At 54.3% G+C, this 17,502-nt stretch carries 16 protein-coding genes; 6 read left to right on the top strand and 10 right to left on the bottom strand.

The features are described 5' to 3' along the window. Positions 1 to 53: 53 nt before the first annotated feature. The 8 genes from solA to M891_RS23650 all read right to left on the bottom strand — a co-directional run bounded on the left by solA (position 54) and on the right by M891_RS23650 (position 7,585). A complete protein-coding gene (gene solA, locus M891_RS0109725; RefSeq protein ID WP_028538691.1) occupies positions 54 to 1,208 on the bottom strand; it encodes an N-methyl-L-tryptophan oxidase in 1,155 nt (384 codons plus the stop codon). Then, positions 1,205 to 2,413 carry an amidohydrolase gene (locus tag M891_RS0109720; RefSeq protein ID WP_028538690.1) on the bottom strand — a complete coding sequence of 403 codons (1,209 nt, stop codon included), beginning with the start codon at positions 2,411 to 2,413 and terminating at the stop codon, positions 1,205 to 1,207. Before M891_RS0109720 ends, solA begins: the two co-directional genes overlap by 4 nt. Position 2,414: 1 nt before the next feature. Then, positions 2,415 to 3,431 (bottom strand): LLM class flavin-dependent oxidoreductase, encoded by a 1,017-nt coding sequence (locus tag M891_RS0109715; RefSeq protein WP_028538689.1) that lies wholly within the window; start codon positions 3,429 to 3,431, stop codon positions 2,415 to 2,417. A gap of 30 nt (positions 3,432 to 3,461) precedes the next feature. Further along, on the bottom strand, positions 3,462 to 4,214 hold the full coding sequence (locus M891_RS0109710; protein WP_028538688.1) for an amino acid ABC transporter ATP-binding protein: 753 nt from the start codon (positions 4,212 to 4,214) through the stop codon (positions 3,462 to 3,464). Then, positions 4,211 to 4,921, bottom strand: a complete 711-nt coding sequence (locus M891_RS0109705; RefSeq protein ID WP_028538687.1) for an amino acid ABC transporter permease — start codon at positions 4,919 to 4,921, stop codon at positions 4,211 to 4,213. The genes M891_RS0109710 and M891_RS0109705 overlap by 4 nt, the downstream gene beginning before the upstream one ends. Then, positions 4,918 to 5,703, bottom strand: coding sequence for an amino acid ABC transporter permease (locus M891_RS0109700; RefSeq protein ID WP_028538686.1), 786 nt, complete (start codon positions 5,701 to 5,703; stop codon positions 4,918 to 4,920). Before M891_RS0109700 ends, M891_RS0109705 begins: the two co-directional genes overlap by 4 nt. A 30-nt stretch (positions 5,704 to 5,733) precedes the next feature. After that, positions 5,734 to 6,573, bottom strand: a complete 840-nt coding sequence (locus tag M891_RS0109695; protein ID WP_028538685.1) for a transporter substrate-binding domain-containing protein — start codon at positions 6,571 to 6,573, stop codon at positions 5,734 to 5,736. Between the two features lie 103 nt (positions 6,574 to 6,676). Continuing rightward, entirely contained in the window at positions 6,677 to 7,585 is a 909-nt protein-coding gene (locus M891_RS23650; protein ID WP_051416896.1) for a LysR family transcriptional regulator, read from the bottom strand. 241 nt (positions 7,586 to 7,826) lie between these two features. Here M891_RS23650 and M891_RS0109685 point away from each other — a divergent pair, with 241 nt between their 5' ends. Then, positions 7,827 to 8,372, top strand: coding sequence for a GNAT family N-acetyltransferase (locus M891_RS0109685; protein WP_028538684.1), 546 nt, complete (start codon positions 7,827 to 7,829; stop codon positions 8,370 to 8,372). A 119-nt stretch (positions 8,373 to 8,491) separates the two neighbouring features. Next, on the top strand, positions 8,492 to 9,241 hold the full coding sequence (locus tag M891_RS0109680) for a GTP pyrophosphokinase (protein ID WP_028538683.1): 750 nt from the start codon (positions 8,492 to 8,494) through the stop codon (positions 9,239 to 9,241). Positions 9,242 to 9,316: 75 nt separating this feature from the next. Here M891_RS0109680 and M891_RS23645 read toward each other — a convergent pair whose 3' ends face one another. After that, positions 9,317 to 10,549, bottom strand: coding sequence for a DEAD/DEAH box helicase (locus M891_RS23645; RefSeq protein WP_036699946.1), 1,233 nt, complete (start codon positions 10,547 to 10,549; stop codon positions 9,317 to 9,319). A 261-nt stretch (positions 10,550 to 10,810) separates the two neighbouring features. Next, positions 10,811 to 11,404, bottom strand: a complete 594-nt coding sequence (locus tag M891_RS0109670) for a GNAT family N-acetyltransferase (protein WP_028538682.1) — start codon at positions 11,402 to 11,404, stop codon at positions 10,811 to 10,813. Between the two features lie 247 nt (positions 11,405 to 11,651). Between M891_RS0109670 and M891_RS0109665 the strand changes: the two genes are divergently transcribed. From M891_RS0109665 to M891_RS0109650, 4 genes are all read left to right on the top strand, one after another. Further along, on the top strand, positions 11,652 to 13,421 hold the full coding sequence (locus M891_RS0109665) for an ABC transporter ATP-binding protein (RefSeq protein WP_028538681.1): 1,770 nt from the start codon (positions 11,652 to 11,654) through the stop codon (positions 13,419 to 13,421). After that, positions 13,414 to 15,192 (top strand): ABC transporter ATP-binding protein, encoded by a 1,779-nt coding sequence (locus tag M891_RS0109660; protein ID WP_016313365.1) that lies wholly within the window; start codon positions 13,414 to 13,416, stop codon positions 15,190 to 15,192. The genes M891_RS0109665 and M891_RS0109660 overlap by 8 nt, the downstream gene beginning before the upstream one ends. 217 nt (positions 15,193 to 15,409) lie before the next feature. Next, positions 15,410 to 16,966, top strand: a complete 1,557-nt coding sequence (locus tag M891_RS0109655; protein ID WP_028538680.1) for a flavocytochrome c — start codon at positions 15,410 to 15,412, stop codon at positions 16,964 to 16,966. A 134-nt stretch (positions 16,967 to 17,100) separates the two neighbouring features. Beyond that, positions 17,101 to 17,298 carry a hypothetical protein gene (locus M891_RS0109650; protein WP_028538679.1) on the top strand — a complete coding sequence of 66 codons (198 nt, stop codon included), beginning with the start codon at positions 17,101 to 17,103 and terminating at the stop codon, positions 17,296 to 17,298. The last annotated feature ends 204 nt before the right edge of the window (positions 17,299 to 17,502 follow it).

Raw genomic sequence — 17,502 nt, 5'->3', positions numbered from 1 at the left:
CCCGAACTCCCTGCTACGCCAACTGGCCCAATCAGGTCCAGCGCCAAATCTCTCTACTTCGCCAACTGGCCAAAACGATCCAGCGCAAACGGCCGCAGCGAGTCATCCGTCTTCCCTTTTTCAACCAAGTCCGCAAGCCGCTCCCCAATCACGCTGGCAAATTTGAAGCCATGTCCGGAAAAGCCACCCGCCACCCACACCTGCGGGTGCTCGGGATGTCGGTCGATGATGAAGTCCTCATCCGGCGACATCTCGTATTTGCAGACCGCGCCTTGCTTTAAGCGGCCGGCTGCCTTCGGCATATAGGCCGACAGCACACGGCGCAGATCTGCTTCATCCTCGGGCCGGCTTCCGAAAGGCGCCAACGTCTCCCCCGGTGTCCAAGGGACCCCGCCGTCATGACGACCGATCTTCAGTCCGGCTCCGCCGATATTCGGGAACCCGTAAAACCCGCCCTCCGGCGTTCCCAACGTGAAACCGGGGAATCGTCCCGCGTCGAAGCCAGGCCCGCTGGTTTCAAACCACCCGACCACCTTGCGCACGGCGCGGATAGGAAGGTTGACGAAAGGAGACAGCGTGCTGAACCACGCTCCGGCGGTCAACAGGACGGCCCCGGCATGAAACCTGTCGTCCGCCGTATACACCGTTACTCCGCCTTCTCCTTGGTGTACCTTCACATCCCTGACTATGGCGTACGTCAGCAGCTTCGCGCCTTGCGCCAAAGCCAACTGGCGATACGCTTCCACACATCGCTCGCTGTACAAATACCCGGCGTCCGGCTCATACATCGCCTCAAATGAATCCGGGATGGTCAGCTCCGGCCAGCGGGCGCGGATCTCTGCCGCATCCAGCCATTCGGTGCGGACGCCCAACGCCGTCGATTGTGCGATTCGCTCCATAAAGGAATAGACGCCGCGATCCGCGAGATTCAAAACGCCCGATGACACCAGCAACTGGGTTCCGGTCAGCTCCTCCACTTCATTCCACAAGCGGTGGGCGCGAACCGCAAGTTCCGTATACACGGGATCTCCGCTGTAAGCATGCCGGATGAGCCGAGGTTCGCCATGATGGCTGCCTTCCCGGTGCGGCGGATCAAAGGCATCGATCAGCAGCGTGCGCAGTCCCTTGCGGGCCAAATAATATCCGGCGCTCATCCCCATGGAGCCTGCGCCAACAACGATGACGTCATAAGCAATGGACGCGCTCATGGGGACGCTCCTTCCTTGCGGAGGCGGGGATCCCGTGCCAGCTCCTCTAACGCCAGCTCCGCCAGCTTCGTGAAGAAGCCGATGCTTACCGGAATCGCCCGCTCATCAAGGTCAAAGGCGGGATGATGCCATTCCTGCGGTCCATCCGTCCCCATAAAGACGAAGAGGCCCGAAACCTCCCGCTGATACCAGGAAAAATCCTCCCCCGCCGGCGACGGAACCGGCGACACCGCCTGGTATCCCGCCGCCGCCGCCGCGGCCACTCCAAGCTCCGCCAGCTTGGCATCGTTCAGCACGGGCGGGGGACCTTCAATCCAACGAACGGAAGCCGTTGTATCAAACGTAGCCGCCACGCCTTGAACCACCTCTTCGAAGCGCTGCAGCACCCGCCGCCGCACCGCTTCATCAAAGGTGCGGATCGTGCCCTCCAGCAGCGCTGTCTCAGGGACGACGTTCCAGGCGGTGCCGCTGTGGAGCTTCGTGACGCTGATCACGGCACTCTCCAGGGAGCCGACGTTCCGGCTGATGATTGATTGCAGCGCCGTCACGAGATGCGCGGCGGTCACAATCGGGTCATTGCCGGCTTCCGGCACCGCCGCGTGGGTCCCCCGTCCCGCGACCTCAACGACAAAGCCGTCGGCAGCGGCCATCAGCGCGCCGCTCTTGATCCCGATCGTCCCGACGGGAAGATCGGGCTTATTGTGCATGCCAAAGATCGCCTGCACCCCGTCGAGCGCCCCGCTGGCGATGACTTGCCGCGCGCCTTTGGCCTTCTCTTCGGCCGGCTGGAAGATCAGCCGGACCGTGCCCTTCAGCTCCGCCTCCCGGGCTTTCAACGCATACGCCGTGCCAATTAGGGCGGCGGTATGGAAATCATGCCCGCAGGCGTGCATTTTGCCGGGATGCGCCGAAGCAAACGGGAGACCGGTCTCCTCCTGAATCGGCAGCGCATCGATATCCGCTCGAACCGCGATGACCGGCCCGCCCTGGAGACCGCCCACCTCGGCAATCAACCCCGTTGTCAGCGGGATATCCAGGATCCGGATGCCCGCTTCCTCCAGCCAGCCGCGAATTCGCCGGGTCGTCTCGAACTCTTCGTTCGACAGCTCCGGGTACCGGTGCAGCTCCCGGCGGATCTCTATGAACCGCTCTGCTGCTGTACCATTCAACGCCTTCGCCTGAGTCGCATAAGTATCGTTGGACATCTTACGCCTCCACCGCCGCTTCAACTAAAGCTTCACGCAGCAGCTCAAAGGAGCGAATCCGCTTCTCGAAAGGCGTGATATTGCTGGTGACGATCACTTCCTCGATGCCGGTGTCCTTCTGCAGCGCGAACAGCTGCTCCCGGACCGTTGCCTTGGTCCCTTTAACAATCCAAGGCTCCTGCTCCTCGATCGTATAGGGCTCTCCGGCCTGACGGCCGAACTCTTCCGCTTGCTCCCGTGTGCCAAGCGTCACCAATTTGCCGCTGGCGAGCCGCACCTTCACAACCTTCTGATTGCCGGCAAGCTCGGCGGCTTCCGCTTCAGATTCGGCGACGATGACGGACAACGCCAAGATGACTTGAGGCTCGGCGCCATGGTAGGCATCAAAGCTCTCCCGGTAGGCTTGGATCGCCTTAAGTGCTACCGATGGGTCTCCGTTAATAAACAGGGAGAACACATATGGCAAACCTAATCCTGCAGCGATTTGCGCACTATCCACGCTCGCGCCAAGCACATAGAGCTCCGGTGCCTGCGCCGGAATCGGGGCTGCGTGCAATCCAGCCAGCGGATGGTCCGACTCCAACCGGTTCTGCACAAATTTTCGCAGCTCCACGATTTTGTCCGTCAAGGTGACCGATTCCTTTACGCCTTGTTGCAACGCCTGCGTGCTCTTCGGCAAACCTCCCGGCGCCCGGCCGACGCCAAGGTCGACCCGCCCCGGCGCGAGGGAAGCCAGCACGTTGAAATTTTCTGCCACTTTATACGGGCTGTAATGCTGCAGCATCACGCCGCCCGAGCCGATCCGGATCGTATTCGTATGCGCTAGAAGGTAGGAAATCAGCACCTCCGGCGAAGAACCGGCTACCTGCTCCGAATCATGATGCTCTGACACCCAAAATCGCCGAAACCCCAGCTCCTCAGATTTACGGGCCAGCGCAACGGTATGCGCAAACGCCTGCTCCGCCGTTTCCCCCGGGTAAATCGGGCTTTGATCCAACACGCTAATCGTGAGTCCCATCTCTCGTTCGCCTCCTTAATCGTAAAAATGCTAAATGCTATAGCTCGGCTCAGGGGTAATCCGCTTCAAAAACTGCTTCGTCCGTTCTTCGCGCGGATGGTACAGCAGCTCCGCCGGGCTCCCTTCTTCCACAATGACACCGCCGTCCATAAATACGGCGTGGTTCGCCACGTCCCGGGCAAACCCCATCTCATGGGTCACGACGATCATCGTAATCCCTTCCTTGGCAATCTTGCGAATGACTTCCAGCACTTCGCCCACCAGCTCAGGATCGAGCGCCGACGTAGGTTCGTCAAATAAAATCACTTCCGGCTCAAGAGCCAGTGCCCGGGCAATGCCGACCCGTTGCTGCTGCCCCCCGGACAGCTGGCTGGGATAGGCGTCCAGCTTACCGGCCAGACCCACCTTCTCCAGCAAAGCGATGCTGCGGGCTTTGGCTTCTTCCTTAGGCATTTTTTTGACGATCACCAAGCCTTCCATTACGTTCTCCAGCGCCGTCTTGTGCCGAAACAAGTTATATTGCTGGAACACCATCGCCGTCTTCTGCCGGAGGGTGTGAATGTCTTTCTTGGTCGCCCGGCTGCAGTTCACCCGGTAATTGCCGATGGCAATCTCGCCGCCGCTCGGCTTCTCCAGGTAGTTGATGCAGCGCAGCAGCGTTGTTTTGCCAGAGCCGCTGGGGCCGAGAATGACGACGACGTCACCTTGGTTCACCGTCAGATCAATCGATTTTAAGACCTGCTGGCGGCCAAAGGACTTGGATAATTGACGAAGCTGAATCATGCCACTCCCCCCCGATTGTAAAGTTGGATTCGTTTCTCGAGCCGCGCCGTAAGCCGTTCAATCAGGACGGTCAGCCCCCAGAAAATCACCGCCGCCGCCAAATAGGCCTCAAAAAACTTCCAATTGGTCGAGGCCACGATTTGCGCTTTCGCATTAATGTCCACAACGGATACAGTAAAAGCCAGCGTAGACCCGTGCAGCATTCCGATCGCCGAGTTGGAGAGATTCGGCAGACTGAACGCCAGCGCTTGGGGGAACACGATCCGCCGCAGCGCCTGAAACGTCGTCATCCCGATGGAATAAGCCGCTTCGAGCTGCCCGCGGTTCACTGCCAACAGCCCCGAGCGGACGACCTCAGACATATAAGCTCCGGCCGTGATAGAGAAGGAAATATAGGCAAAAGCGATCATCGGGATGGAAGCGGACTTAAAACCCCAGCCAAACCAACCCGATAAGCCGTCAATAATGACCGGCAGCCCGAAGTAAATCAGCAATAAGTGCGTCAGCATCGGCGTTCCGCGAATAAAGGTGATGTACGCGGTGGAGATGGGCCCCAGCACCGGGACCCGATACAGCCGAAACAGCGCGGTGATCACGCCAATGACAAAGCCAACCGAGACGGACACGGCCGTGATCATTAAGGTGGTGGGAATCGCCGATAACAGCTGAACGAAGGCCGTCCAGATAAACGAAGGGTCGATCTTCATAATTTCGCGCCTCCTTTCTCTGCGCCGATCCCGGCGAACATCCCCCGAAGCGACGGCTTCCGTTCGATCCGAAATCTCCTTCTCGCCGTCCCATCCGGCTGCTCATGCTTCAGTAAACGCCGTTCAGCCGCCCGCAGCAGCTTCTCTAATGTGAAGCTCACGACCAAATAAATGAACGCCAAAGCCAAATACGCTTCAATAAAATGCTGGGTAAGCGCGCCCAGCGTCTGGGCTTTGCCAGTAAGCTCCATAACGCCGAGGGTAAATGCCAGCGACGTATCCTTGAGCAAAGCAATCACCATATTGGAGAAGACCGGCACCGCCACCGCCAGTGCTTGCGGCAATACGATTCGAGTGAAAGCTTGGTGCCCTTTCATCCCGATCGCATAAGCCGCTTCAACTTGCCCCCGATCAACGGCCGTCACCGAAGCGCGGATCATCTCCGACATAAAGGCTCCGGTATGCAGGCCGTAGGTCAATATGACGAAGAACAACACGGGCGCTCGGGAGATATCCAGGTGGACCAGCTTCAACAGCTCCGGTAAGCCATAATAGAACAGGAACAATTGGATCAAGATCGGCGTCCCTCTGAAAAAAGAAACATATACCTTCGAAAACTGCTCCAGCACCGGAATTCGATACAGCCGGGGGAACGCAATCAGGAAACCCACGATCATCCCCGTCAGCAGCGACCCGCCTACGATCAGCAGAGTGACGCCCAGCGTCGCCCACAGCTTCGAAAAGGCGCTGATTACGAAAGAAAAATCAAACGGTGCCCCCACGAAAATCTCCCTCCTTTCCCGCTTTGTTGATTAGTTATCCGAGGTGAAGTCCTCTCCCAGCCATTCCTTGCTCAGCTTGCTTAAGGTTCCATCCGCCTTCAATTCCTTGATCGCCTCGTCGATTGCATCCGCCAGCTTCTGTGCTTCCGGATCGTCTTTGCGGAAGACGAACAAGATATCCGCTTCCGACAGTTCTTCTCCGGTCGTTTTCAGCTTCCCTTGCGGATCGATCAGCGAAAGCGAGAAGTCCGCTCCCAGCGTGGCTGCCACACGGCCCGATGTAATTTGGCTGACCGTATCGTTGGCTGCGCCGTTTTGATAGACAATCTCAATGGCATTGTTATGTTCTTTGTTGTAGTTCTCCAAAATTTGCGCCTCCGCGCTGGTTGGCGAGGTGAGCACCTTCTTCCCCTTCAAATCGTCCAAGGAATGAATGGTGTTGTTGTCCTTCGCGACGATGATCTTATTTCTCCAGTGCGCGTAAGGCTCTTTGTTAAACAGGTATTTCTCGGACCGCTCCGGGTTCTTCTCCATCTCATGAGCGACAAAATCGATCTTCTTCGTCTCCAAGCTCAGCAGCAGGTTGGAAAACTCCTGGGTCTGGAACTCGAACTCATATTCCGCCAGACGCCGATCGATCTCACGGACCAGTTCAACGTCAAATCCGGTTAATTTCCCGTTCTCGTCGATAAAGCATACTTTAGGGAATCCCGTGCCGGTTCCTACGATGATTTTCTTCACTTCCCCCGATCCCGGGGCTGCGCTCGCCGCCGTATCCTTCCCTTCCGTCCCGCCGGACGCTCCCGCTCCACATCCTGCCAGCGCCCCCGCTAACACCAGTACGGCCGCTGCACTTAACCATCTCTTCATGTCTCTAACCCCTTCCTCATTCACGGTGATCTTTTGTTTACAATCCATATATGTTTAGTCAGGATTATGTTGACACTACTTTACTGTGATTTTTGTTACGCGTCTAATCGAGTTTTTCTATGGGTACATGCAAATCGTCGATAGGTGAGACGCCTAGCTCTAATAAAGCGTCCAGAAATACATTGTTTTCACCGCTGAGAGAGATCAGGTGAGTTTGTAAAGAAATGCCGGAAGTCTCAAGGATGTCTACCGGCACGAGGATGCCCTCCTGAACTTCTTGTCTAGCAGACAACCCGGGGAGAAAGCAAATGCCGGCCCGGTTGATCACAAGCTTCTTCGCCGTCTCGGCATTATCGACCTGATACACAATGTTGGGCGGCTGCTCCAGGCTTTCAAACGCGCGATGAATTCGCATCCAATCGAGGGAGCCGCATTCGAAGAAGACCAGCGGTTCCCGCCGAATGTCGCGGATGGATGCACTTCCGACAGCGGCAAGCGGGTGATCCTTATACACGTATAACCGAATCGGATCATCGTAGAAGGGATAGGATTGGAACGACGGGCTCATCTGCTTGCGGGCAAAAGCGACGTCAATTTCCTTAGCCGCCAGCTTGCCTGCCAGAACGTCAGTCGGACCGGTTATCACCTTGAGGTTGATTAACGGAAAGCGCCGATGCAGAAGCACGAGCAGGTGCGGCATTAAATAGTTGGACACGGATACGGTGCTCCCGATTCGAAGTTCCTCAGGAGTTCCCGGCCGGGAATGGAGATGATGTTTTCCCTTTTGGTAAATCTGGAGGATTTGCTGGGCGTAGGGCAGAAATTGTTTCCCCTTCTCCGTCAGCTGGATTTGCTTCCCCAAGCGATCGAACAATCGGCAATCCAGCTCCCGCTCCAGCGATTGAATCCGCGCGGTTACCGTCGGCTGCGAAAGAAATAGTACCTCTGCCGCCTTATTGAAGCTGCCGTAGTGATTGATGTATACAAACGCCTCAATATGATCGATATTCAAAAAGATCCCTCCCCGAATCGCACTATATTTCTCACTATACCAATCTACATAGACGGTTTATTGAAATTATCCTTAATCTTAGGGAGCTCGCCACTTTTTGTCAATTGTTCGATATAGAAATTTTTAATGTCTGTGCAAATATTTTTATATTCCGATGCGTTTAGTTGGTATTTGATCTATACTGATTTCACTTCACTTAATTTGAATAATCAATGAACTACTTCGATAAGGAGTGTTGGAGATGAGCCGTTTAGAGCATGAAGTATTCATCCGGGATGCCCGGGAAGATGAACGGGAACAAATTGCCAAAGTCATGCTGGAAGCTTACCAGCAATATGCGTTTGAGATGCCCCGCGAACGATGGGAGGAATATCGCGCGAACATTCGAAGCTCTGTCTACGGCAACGGGCCTTATGCCCGCCTCGTCGCTGAGCTGAATGGAGAGATTGTTGGCAGCGTGCAGCTGTTCCTGAACTCGGAAGCTGCTTATGGGAGATCAGACCTGGGCATCCAATCCCCCATCATCCGGCTGCTCGCCGTATCCCCCTATGCCCGCAGACGCGGGATTGCAAAGCAGCTGATTCGTGAGGCCGCCCGTCGATCCCTTGAGCTTGGTGCCCGTACGCTTTACTTACATACGTCGGATATGATGGCCGCTGCGGTGAAGCTGTATGAGAGCCTCGGATTCGAACGAGCCTACGAAGCGGACACGACCAATGGGAAGACCCTGGTCAAATCGTATAAAATCCAATTGACGGACGCGTTGCCTCTGCTGCAAACGACGTAAATGCGATGAATCAGGGGCGTTCGCTCATGATCCCCTCCTTTCTGGCATCTGGCCTGTCTCCTAAGCTATAATGGAAATGGAAATCATGTGATGAACAATGTTAAAGGACGGAGCCCCTAATGATAAATCAATCTTTTGTGAACCCCTTAGAGCAAATGAAGGCCCTGCAGAAGTCGTTGACCCGGTTTATGATGATGTACAAATTCGCCCTCCACGAGGTGGAGACAAAAATCGAAATTTTGCAGGAGGAATTCCAGCTTCTCCATGACTACAATCCAATCGAGCATACGAAATCGAGAATCAAGTCACCGGAGAGTATCCTGAAGAAGTTGTACCGCAAAGGCGGCGCTTCTTCCTTAGAGGATATCAAACGCAGCATCCGCGACATCGCCGGCATCCGCATCACCTGTTCGTTTATTTCGGACATTTATCGAATCAGCGAAATGCTGCAGGCACAGAAGGACCTGAAGATCCTTACGATCAAAGATTATATTAAGAACCCTAAACCCAACGGATATAAGAGCTTGCACATGCTGGTTGAAGTGCCCGTGTTCATGTCAGACGGTGAGGAAATGGTGTGTGTCGAAATTCAGATCCGCACCATTGCCATGGATTTCTGGGCCAGCCTGGAGCACAAAATTTTCTACAAATATAACGAGTCCGTCCCGGATCGTCTGCTTCAGGACCTGAAGACCGCCGCCGACACTGCCTTCGAGCTGGACTTGAAAATGGAACAGCTGCAACAGGAAATGGAGGAAATCAAGCACGCGCATCAAGCCGAAGCCTCCGAAGAATTCCAGCTGCTCATCGACAACCAGAAGTTCAACATCCCGCAGAAGCTGCTGAAATTGTTGTCAGGCGAGGGTTGAGCTATCGGGAAATTTAGAAACAAAAGGAGTTGCCCTATACCATCATCTTGATGGGAGGTGCAACTCCTTCTTCATTTAGCGGGATTGTCTTACGCGATGAGGGGTAAAGGAATCCGTACGCTTCTTGGTATTCCTTGTCGGCTGTACCGGCTTCGGGGCCGGAGCCGTTTGTTGCATCGGATAAGGGTGATCTTTAATGACAGGGACTCGCTTTCCGATCAATTTCTCAATATCAGCCAAGTACGGCTTCTCATCAAAATCGCAGAACGAAATGGCGACACCGCTTTGTCCGGCCCGGCCGGTTCGCCCGATCCGGTGAACGTACGTTTCAGGAATATTCGGCAGCTCGTAGTTGATAACGTGAGACAACTCGTCGATGTCGATGCCTCGCGCTGCAATATCGGTGGCGACCAGGACGCGCAAGGTGCGGTTCTTGAAATCCTGCAAAGCCGTCTGCCGAGCGCCTTGTGATTTGTCACCGTGGATGGCTTTGGCGCTGACTTGGGCTTTCGTTAAGTGACGCACTAACCGATCTGCCCCATGCTTGGTCCGCGTGAAGACGATGGCGGATTCGATGGACGGGTCTTGCAAAAGGTGAATCAGCAGATCCCTCTTGTTGCCTTTGTCCACATAGTATAGATACTGCCCGATCGTGTCCACTGTGGAGGAAACCGGTGTAATCTCCACCTTGACGGGATTTCTCAAGATGGAATTAGCCATTTGCGCGATCGCGCCGGGCATCGTGGCAGAGAAGAGCAAGGTTTGCCGTTGGGACGGCGTCTTGGCGATGATCTTCTTCACGTCATGGATAAAGCCCATGTCCAGCATGCGGTCCGCTTCATCCAAAATCAGAAGCTCCACGTCCTTCAGATCAATCAGCTTCTGCTGCATGAGATCGTTCAGCCTTCCCGGCGTGGCTACCAGAATATCTACGCCTTTCTGCAGTGCAGTCTCCTGCGGTTTCTGCGACACGCCGCCAAAGATAACTGCACATTTCAGAGGTAGGTACTTGCCGTAGGCGCAAAAATTCTCGTAAATCTGCAGCGCCAGCTCGCGGGTTGGCGTAATCACAAGCGCGCGGATGTTCCGTCGGCCTGCGCGCGGGGCGCCATCCTTATGCAGCAACTGCAGGGTGGGGATGGCAAATGCTGCGGTTTTCCCCGTACCGGTCTGCGCGCAACCCAATAAGTCTTGGCCGCCCAGAATCGGAGGAATCGCTTGTTGTTGAATGGGCGTAGGTGTCGTATAGTTTTCCTGTTCCAACGCTTTTAAGATCGATGGGATCAGGTTCAGTTCTTTAAATTGCATAAATAACTCCTTGCCGGCCTTACTGCCGGAACACTAATTTTGGCAGGAAGTGCCCAAGGCTTGAAGCTCGTTCCACCAATCCTATCAATATAACACTTCACAGGTAACCCGGCAAATGGAGAGTTGAGGCCGGAACGGTTCAAATGCGTGCACGTTGTCGACCGTTTGATGTTCTCCTTCCCACAGAGCCTTCGGATAAGGCCCTGTTGCAGCGTTATTTCCTTCTCGCTGTACCTCATGAATGGGGGCAGATGCCACTACTTACCTGCGCACTGCGTAATCCCTCACCTGACACAACCAAACCATATGATCCTGCCCCGGCCCCCAGTAGTCCTTAGCCACGACATAAGGTTCGCCGAACTTACGCAGCCACTTCTGCTGCGCCCGCTTATAGCCGCTGTCGAGACAGAACCGCTCGATCCCCCGCTCTTGCAGCGCCTTCGCCATCGCCTCGATCAACGCCGCCCCGATGCCTTGTCCTTGATTGGCGGGCAGCACGTACAAGCTTCCCATCTCGCCAACCTCATCCAACGCGTGCTGGGTGCAATCCCTGGTTTCCTTCCCGCAAGGGCCAAAGGAAATCGTCCCCACCACCTCCCGCCCGATCTTCGCAACGAGAAATAGGACGGGGCTCTCCCCCGCTGTTTTCCCTTCCCCATGCGGATCAGAGCTGGATGCAGCCCCAAGGGCGGCGTTCACCAGCTTTCTTTTTCCATCCACTTCTTCGCGGATATCTTCTATTAAATGTCCGAGCCCTTCCGCGGCAAACGCCTCCGGAATCGTCTGCTCGAATACGCGGCAGGCTTGCTCTCGATCTTCTGCGGTTAGCGGTACGATCACGAAATTTTCGACCATGGCGATCCCTCCTTCAAATTTTTTTCGTATCGGCCTGCAAAATTGGAGCAATTCACTTCATATTCTAAAGAATTTACCGAAATAAAAGCAAAGAGGCGATCCCATCACGAAAACGCAAACCTACGTGACAACACGCTGGAATATGCGGGTTTTACCTGTGAACGGTTGTGGTATAATCACGATGATTTGCGAAAATGAAGATTGCTTTTAACAGCTTGCAACAACAAACAGAAACGGGTGATCAGAATTGTTTGAACTCAAATGGCTGTGGCAGAATTTGGAAGGCAACCGGGCCAGGTATATCACCGCGCTGGTGCTTTCCGTCGTGGGCTCCTCGCTCATGATTATCAATCCGTACATCGGCCAGCAGATTGTTGACACGTTTATCACAGGTGAAAATGCAATGCAAAATTTAACGGAGCAACGGGGACTGCTGATCGTGCTCTGCTTGGGGATGATTGGGTTCTCGCTGCTGCGGACGGGGCTAGCTTATTTGACGACGATGCAATATGAGCAGGCTTCGCAAAATATGTTGTACAAAGTCCGCATCTATCTGTACAACAAAATCCAAGGCCAAGATATGGAATACTACGACCATAACCGGACCGGGGACCTGATGACCAAGATGACCGGGGACTTGGACATGGTGCGGCACTCGATGGCGTGGATCATCAAGACGATTATTGAATCGCTGACGATCTTTATTGCGGCCGTCGCTTATTTTTTCACCATTGATGCCGTGTTGACGCTGTGGCTGCTGGTCTTGGCGCCTCCCATCTTCGTCGTGGCTTACATCTTCGCGAAAAAGGTCCGTCCGATGTACGTAGATCTGCGCGAGCGGTTGTCCCAACTGAATACGATCACCCAAGAGAACATCTCGGGGAACCGCGTCGTTAAAGCCTTTGCTCGTGAAGAATTTGAAATTGAGAAATTTACCGATAAGAACGTTCACTTCTCTGAAGCGAACAAGAAAGCGGCGCTCGTGTGGCTGGACTACTTCCCGTACCTGGAGACGTTCGCCCAAGCGTTTAACGTGATCTTGATGCTGGCCGGTGGATATTTTGTCATGCAGGGACGGATTACGTTCGGGGAATTTTCCGCGTTCTCCGCGCTGATCTGGGCCGTGTCCAACCCGATGCGCAACATCGGCATTATCATTAACGATATCCAACGTTTCTTCGCCAGCTTGAGTAAGATTGTAGAAATTTATTACGCCAAGCCCAAAATCGTCAACGAGCACAACGCAATCGATAAGCGCCGTTACGAAGGACGCATCGAATTTAAGCACGTCAGCTTCAAATATGACAGCAACGAAGTGCTTCACGATATCAGCTTCTCCGTGAAGCCGGGAGAAACGATCGCCATTATGGGCTCAACCGGTTCGGGCAAAACTTCACTCGTGAACCTGATCCCGCGCTTTTACGACGTATCCGATGGGCAAGTGTTGGTAGACGGCGTGGACGTCCGCGAACTGGAGCTTGATGAGCTCCGCAGCAACATCGGCATCGCGACCCAGGACGTGCTGCTGTTCTCCGATACGATCGACGGAAACATCGCATACGGCGATCCCGAGCTGCCGGAGGAACAAACGAGAGAGTATGCGAAACTTGCGGCGGCACATGATTTTATTACGAAAATGCCGGAAGGATATGACACCATCGTTGGGGAGCGCGGCGTCGGCTTATCCGGCGGACAGAAGCAGCGGATTGCGCTGGCTCGGGCGCTGGCGGTACGCCGACCGATTTTGATCCTCGACGATACTACTTCTGCGGTGGACTTAGAGACCGAGGAACATATCCAGAAGAGCTTGCGCGAGCTGAACTTCCCGTGCACGAAGCTGATCATTGCTCAGCGTGTGTCGACTACGGCCGAAGCAGACCGCATTCTGATTCTGGACGGCGGACGGCTGATTGAGGAAGGCACCCATGCCGAATTGCTCGCGAAGCGCGGCTATTATTACGATGTATTTATGCTTCAAAATGAAGGGATCGGAAGGACGGTGAGTAGCCATGGCTAGAAATAAGTTCGATGTGGATGAGAATCTAGAGTCTCCTTTTGATATAAAACACTTCAGACGTGCCATGGTGTACATCCGGAAGCAGCAAAAGCCGATGATCATCGCGTTCGTGCTGAGCGCCTTGTCTGCGGCGATCGCGCTGTCCGCGCCGCTCATTATCCAGCATGTCGTTGACGTGACGATTCCGCAAAAAGCGTTTGGCGCGCTGGTCGGATGGTCTGCGCTGATGTTGCTCACGATCGTGGTCAGCGTTGAGCTGGCGACAATCCGCTCCCGGATCATGACCCGGGTTGGCCAGGATATCATCTTCGATATCCGAACGGATCTGTTTAAGCATCTGCAGCAGCTGCCGTTCAAATATTACGACGACCGTCCCCAAGGGAAAATCCTGATCCGCGTCGTTAACTACGTCAATGCGGTATCCGACGTGTTGTCCAACGGGATCATCAACTTTATTTTGGAGATCGTCAACTTGATCTTTATCGCGGTGTTTATGTTCGCGGTGGATGTTCGGTTGTCGTTCGTCACCTTGGCCGGATTGCCGGTGTTCCTCGGCGTCATGCTGCTGATCAAAACCCGGCAGCGCCGGGCATGGCAGGCTGTATCTAACAAAAGCTCTAACATGAACGCCTATTTGCAGGAGAGTATCAGCGGGATTGGCGTGACGCAAATTTTCTCCCGTGAGAAGCATAACGAAGGCATCTTCACTCGCCTCGCCGGCAACTACCGCAAGGAATGGATGCGGGCGCTGCGCTACAACGCGCTGATCCCGTTCTCCGTGGATAACCTGGCGACGATCGTCACGACATTGATCTATATGGTTGGCTTGCTTGCGATGGGGCCGCAAGGCGTGACCTTCGGGGTCATCCTTGCGATGAGTAACTACGCAGCTCGCTTCTGGCAGCCGATTCTGAACTTGTCACAGCTGTACAACAACTTTATTAACGCCGTAGCGTACCTGGAACGGATCTTCGAAACGCTGGATGAACCGGTGACGGTCAGCGATGTACCAGGGGCGAAGGCATTGCCGCCGGTACAGGGCAACGTCCAATTCAAAGACGTTACGTTTGCTTACGATCCCGGCTTGAACATTCTGGAGCACCTGAACTTTGAGGTCAAAGCCGGGGAAAGCATCGCCCTCGTCGGACCGACGGGTGCGGGCAAAACCACGGTCGTGAACCTGATCTCGCGCTTCTACAATGTAAGCGAAGGCGCGATTCTGATCGATGGTCACGACATCTCGCAGGTGACGTTGAAGTCGCTGCGCAGCCAGATGGGGATTATGCTGCAGGACAGCTTTATTTTCTCGGGTACGATCATGGATAATATCCGCTATGGGAAGCTGGACGCCACCGAAGAGGAAGTCATTGCCGCGGCCAAAACAGTCTGCGCTGACGAGTTCATCCGCGAGTTTGAGCAAGGGTACTACACGGAAGTGAATGAGCGCGGCTCGAAGCTGTCCCAAGGACAGCGGCAGCTCATCTCGTTCGCCCGGACGCTGCTGGCCGATCCGCGTATTCTGATTCTGGACGAAGCGACCTCTTCGATCGACGCCAAGACAGAGCGTCTGCTCCAGCAAGGCCTAAACGAGCTGCTCAAGGGACGCACCTCATTTATCATCGCGCACCGGCTGTCGACGGTGAAGAACTGCGACCGCATCATGTACGTCTCCGACAAGGGGATTGCCGAATCCGGCTCGCATGACGAGCTGATGGCCAAACGCGGTCTGTACTACCGCTTGTATACCGCGCAGAAGATGGAAGCTGTGTAGAGCATGCCAAAATAAAGGCAATTCCGCCAAGCTATTGGGGTTGGTGGAGTTGCCTTTTCGTTTTTTGTTGGCGCCCTCGAAGATCAAAACTTGTTGTTTGATCGCCTGTTTATTTGTGAAATGTTTCACTTACTATGACGAGCCCTTATGTTATCCTCTCCCCAGGGGAACGAAAGAGAAACAGCGTCCCTATAAAGACAAAAGTGGAGGGTTTATCATGCACAAGAAAGTAACAGCAGCACTCATTCTCGTCTTATCCTTGATGCTGGTCATCACGGGATGCGGCAACAATGGGAACGAGCCTCAGAACCAGGCTCAAAATCAGAACCAGACGCAGGCGGGCGGTCAGACGGATAAGGCTAAGGAAAGCGAAGCCGAAGCCGTAGCCGGCGCATCCGAAAAAAGCTATACCCCTCACGATCAGTTGAAGGATAGCTACGATATCATTATCATCGGCGCAGGCGGTGCTGGCATGACCGCGGCACTGGAAGCGAAAGCGAGCGGCATGAACCCGGTGATTTTTGAGAAAATGCCGGTGGCTGGGGGCAATACAACGAAATCGTCCTCGGGCATGAACGCCTCAGAAACGAAATTCCAAAAGGAACAAGGCATTGAAGACAGCAACGACAAGTTCTATGAAGAGACACTCAAAGGCGGCCACAATACGAATGATACCGAACTGCTTCGTTACTTCGTTGACCATTCCGCCGAAGCGATCGATTGGCTTGATGCCATTGGCATCCGCTTGAATAACCTGACGATTACCGGCGGCATGAGCGAAAAACGCACCCACCGTCCGGAAGACGGCTCCGCCGTGGGACAATACCTGGTGGATGGCCTGGTACGAAACGTTGAAGAACAAGGCATTCCGCTGTTTGTCAACGCCAACGTCAAGGAGATTACTCAGCAAGACGGGAAAGTGAGCGGCGTGAAGGTCGTTTTGAACGATACCGAGGAAAAAACGATTACCGCCAAAGCTGTCATCGTCGCAACCGGCGGTTACGGGGCGAATCCGGAAATGATCACCCAGTTTAGACCGGACTTAAAGGGATATGTCACGACCAACCAAGTTGGCAGCACCGGTGATGGCATTACGATGATTGAGAAGTTGGGCGGCGTTACCGTGGATATGGATCAGATCCAAGTTCACCCAACCGTTCAACAGGAGAAATCCTATCTGATCGGCGAGGCCGTGCGCGGTGAAGGTGCGATCCTAGTTTCCAGCGAAGGCGTACGTTTCTATAATGAAATGGATACACGTGATAAGGTGACGGCTGCGATCAATGCCCTGCCTGAGAAATCAGCCTACCTTGTTTTTGATTCCGGCGTAAAATCCCGGGCTAAAGCGATTCAACAATATGAAAAGATGGGCTTTGTGATCCAAGGTGACACGATTGAAGCTTTGGCTGAAGCTATGGGCGTACCGGAAGATGCATTGGCGAAGACATTGGAAACCTGGAACGCAGCTGTACAAGGTAAAAATGACGCCGAATTTGGCAGAACTACCGGGATGGATTACGATTTGTCCGGCGCACCGTACTATGCCATCAAAATCGCTCCCGGCATCCACTACACCATGGGCGGCGTAAAAATCAACACCAACACGGAAGTGTTGAACAAGGATGGCAACCCGATCCCAGGGCTGTTCGCCGCTGGCGAAGTGACCGGCGGGTTGCACGGGGATAACCGGATCGGCGGCAACTCCGTAGCCGATATTATCATCTTCGGACGTCAGGCCGGCGTGAAGGCGGCCGAGTTCGTGAAGGCGCAATAAGTAGAACGATCCTGAGATAGGACTCGTCAAGGCTTGAACTCCAAGGAGGTTGAGCTTTGGCGGGTTTTCTTTTTTTTGCGGAAAGGAACTTTGGGAATACTAAGTAACCACACATAGTATAGGAGGTGCGTCAGATGAGTAAAAAAGAGGACTACACCCAGCAGCAACTGGAACGAGCCAAAGCGAAGGACTCCACCGACGAAGGCCGAAAAGGCGCCTTCATGATGAAAGACGCCTGGAACCAAGACGGCAATCCCGCCGCTGCCGCGGACGACTTCGGCCCCGTGATGAAGCCGGAAGCCCCGCCGACGATGAACGGGAAGCCGTTGTAGCTCGATTACGGCCACGTCAGGCCCATACTGTACATGATTTTTCGAGTACATTTCTCCGAAATCGCTGGGTTTCGGCGCATTGTACTCGATTTTTCATGTACATTTCGCAGTTCCACACGCATCTAGCCCGATTCTGTATGATTTTTCGAGTACATTTCAGCGAAATCACTGGGTTTCGGCGCATTGTACTCGAATTTTCATATA

The sequence above is a fragment of the Paenibacillus sp. J14 genome (genome assembly GCF_000518465.1).
In the GTDB taxonomy this organism is placed as follows: Bacteria; Bacillota; Bacilli; order Paenibacillales; family Paenibacillaceae; genus Fontibacillus; species Fontibacillus barengoltzii.
Note: the sequence above shows the minus strand (reverse complement) of the source record. Positions and strands in the feature narration are given on the sequence as shown.

Excerpts from the sequence above, each read along its gene's own strand:
- solA (WP_028538691.1), bottom strand. The coding sequence starts at position 1,208 with ATGAGCGCGTCCATTGCTTATGACGTCATCGTTGTTGGCGCAGGCTCC.
- M891_RS0109720 (WP_028538690.1), bottom strand. The coding sequence starts at position 2,413 with ATGTCCAACGATACTTATGCGACTCAGGCGAAGGCGTTGAATGGTACA.
- M891_RS0109715 (WP_028538689.1), bottom strand. The coding sequence starts at position 3,431 with ATGGGACTCACGATTAGCGTGTTGGATCAAAGCCCGATTTACCCGGGG.
- M891_RS0109710 (WP_028538688.1), bottom strand. The coding sequence starts at position 4,214 with ATGATTCAGCTTCGTCAATTATCCAAGTCCTTTGGCCGCCAGCAGGTC.
- M891_RS0109705 (WP_028538687.1), bottom strand. The coding sequence starts at position 4,921 with ATGAAGATCGACCCTTCGTTTATCTGGACGGCCTTCGTTCAGCTGTTA.
- M891_RS0109695 (WP_028538685.1), bottom strand. The coding sequence starts at position 6,573 with ATGAAGAGATGGTTAAGTGCAGCGGCCGTACTGGTGTTAGCGGGGGCG.
- M891_RS0109685 (WP_028538684.1), top strand. The coding sequence starts at position 7,827 with ATGAGCCGTTTAGAGCATGAAGTATTCATCCGGGATGCCCGGGAAGAT.
- M891_RS0109680 (WP_028538683.1), top strand. The coding sequence starts at position 8,492 with ATGATAAATCAATCTTTTGTGAACCCCTTAGAGCAAATGAAGGCCCTG.
- M891_RS23645 (WP_036699946.1), bottom strand. The coding sequence starts at position 10,549 with ATGCAATTTAAAGAACTGAACCTGATCCCATCGATCTTAAAAGCGTTG.
- M891_RS0109670 (WP_028538682.1), bottom strand. The coding sequence starts at position 11,404 with ATGGTCGAAAATTTCGTGATCGTACCGCTAACCGCAGAAGATCGAGAG.
- M891_RS0109660 (WP_016313365.1), top strand. The coding sequence starts at position 13,414 with ATGGCTAGAAATAAGTTCGATGTGGATGAGAATCTAGAGTCTCCTTTT.
- M891_RS0109655 (WP_028538680.1), top strand. The coding sequence starts at position 15,410 with ATGCACAAGAAAGTAACAGCAGCACTCATTCTCGTCTTATCCTTGATG.
- M891_RS0109650 (WP_028538679.1), top strand. The coding sequence starts at position 17,101 with ATGAGTAAAAAAGAGGACTACACCCAGCAGCAACTGGAACGAGCCAAA.